Source organism: Actinokineospora sp., assembly GCF_050699995.1.
Taxonomy (GTDB): Bacteria; Actinomycetota; Actinomycetes; order Mycobacteriales; family Pseudonocardiaceae; genus Actinokineospora.
In genome coordinates this window covers 1-1,304 of the sequence record NZ_JBOHGC010000439.1, presented here as the reverse complement: position 1 = coordinate 1,304, position 1,304 = coordinate 1, and the positions used below count along the sequence as shown (strand labels likewise).

Annotated in this window: 1 protein-coding gene; it reads right to left on the bottom strand. The window is 69.8% G+C overall.

Annotated elements, in window-relative coordinates; genetic code table 11:
- The coding region (locus ACRDSQ_RS22050) for a thrombospondin type 3 repeat-containing protein (RefSeq protein ID WP_431423684.1) at window positions 1–1,273 on the bottom strand (1,273 nt) is incomplete at its 3' end.
- Between the last annotated feature and the right edge of the window lie 31 nt (window positions 1,274–1,304).

Below are 1,304 nucleotides of genomic sequence, written 5' to 3'. Positions count from 1 at the left end.
CGATCTGCAGGAAGTTCTGCTTCAGATACTCGAGGACGGCCGCCGCCCGGTCGGCCGAGAGCTTCTCGTTGAGCGCCACGCTCCCCCGGCTGTCGGTGTGGCCGCCGACCTCGATCTGCAGGGTCGGATACTGCTGGAGGATGTGCGCCACCTCTTGGAGCACCGGGAACGACTCGGCCTTGATGGTGGCCTTGCCGGTGTCGAAGTTGATGTTCTGCAGCCGGATCATCCCGGTGTCGAGCAGCTCGACTTCCTTCTCGCTCACCTCGATCGGGCAGCCGGCGGCGTCCACGCGCAGGCCCTCGGGCGTGTTGGCGCACTGGTCCAGCCCGTCGCATACGCCGTCCTTGTCGCTGTCGGCGGTGCAGCCCTTGTCGTCCACGGTGCAGCCCTTGGGCGTGCCCGCGCACTGGTCGACGCCGTCCATGATGCCGTCGCCGTCCGGATCGGACGGGCAGCCCTGCGCGTCCACCGTCGCGCCCTTCGGGGTCGTGGCGCAGGTGTCCACGCCGTCGCACACGCCGTCGCCGTCGGCATCGGCCGGGCAGCCGTTCCGGTCCACGGTGCAGCCGGCCGGCGTGCCCTCGCACCGGTCGAGGCCGTCGAAGACCTTGTCGCCGTCGGAGTCCATCGGGCAGCCATGCGCGTCCACCTTCGCGCCGATCGGGGTCGAAGGGCAGGTGTCGAGCGCCTCGCGCACGCCGTCGAGGTCGCTGTCGCGCGGCCTGCCGCCCCAGACGTAGTGCAGGCCCAGCGAAACCGCGAAGTGCTCGCTGAACTCGAGCGCGTCGCGCTCGCGGAAGAACAGGTCGCGCACCTGGAACCGGACGAACGTGCGCTGGTTCACCACAGGGTAGAGCATGCCGAGGCCGATGCTCCCCGAGCCCCGCTCGAGCTTGTCGGGCGGATGGCCGCTGGTGTGGCTGGACGCGTAGCCGGCGCCGACCAGCACGTAGGGGATCACGCTGGATTCGGCCGAACGCAGGTTCAGTCGCAGGTCCAGACCGTAGGTGAAGAAATTGTGGTCCTGCTGCGGCAGCGTGTCGGCCTGGCTGGGACCGAACAGCACCTGTCCCTCCAGCACGAGCCAGGGCCGGGCACGCCAGCCGATCGAGCCGCCGTAGCCGGGTCCGTCCTGGACCCTCGCGCGCACGTCGTAGTGATTGAACCCCGCCTGGCCGGACGTCTCGAAGGGCCGGCCCATGATCTGGGCGGCGGCGGGATGAGCGATCGCCAGTCCGAGACACAGCAGCATCAGGCGGCGACGGATCATGCGGATGCGACCTCCTCGGACAACGGGCGCG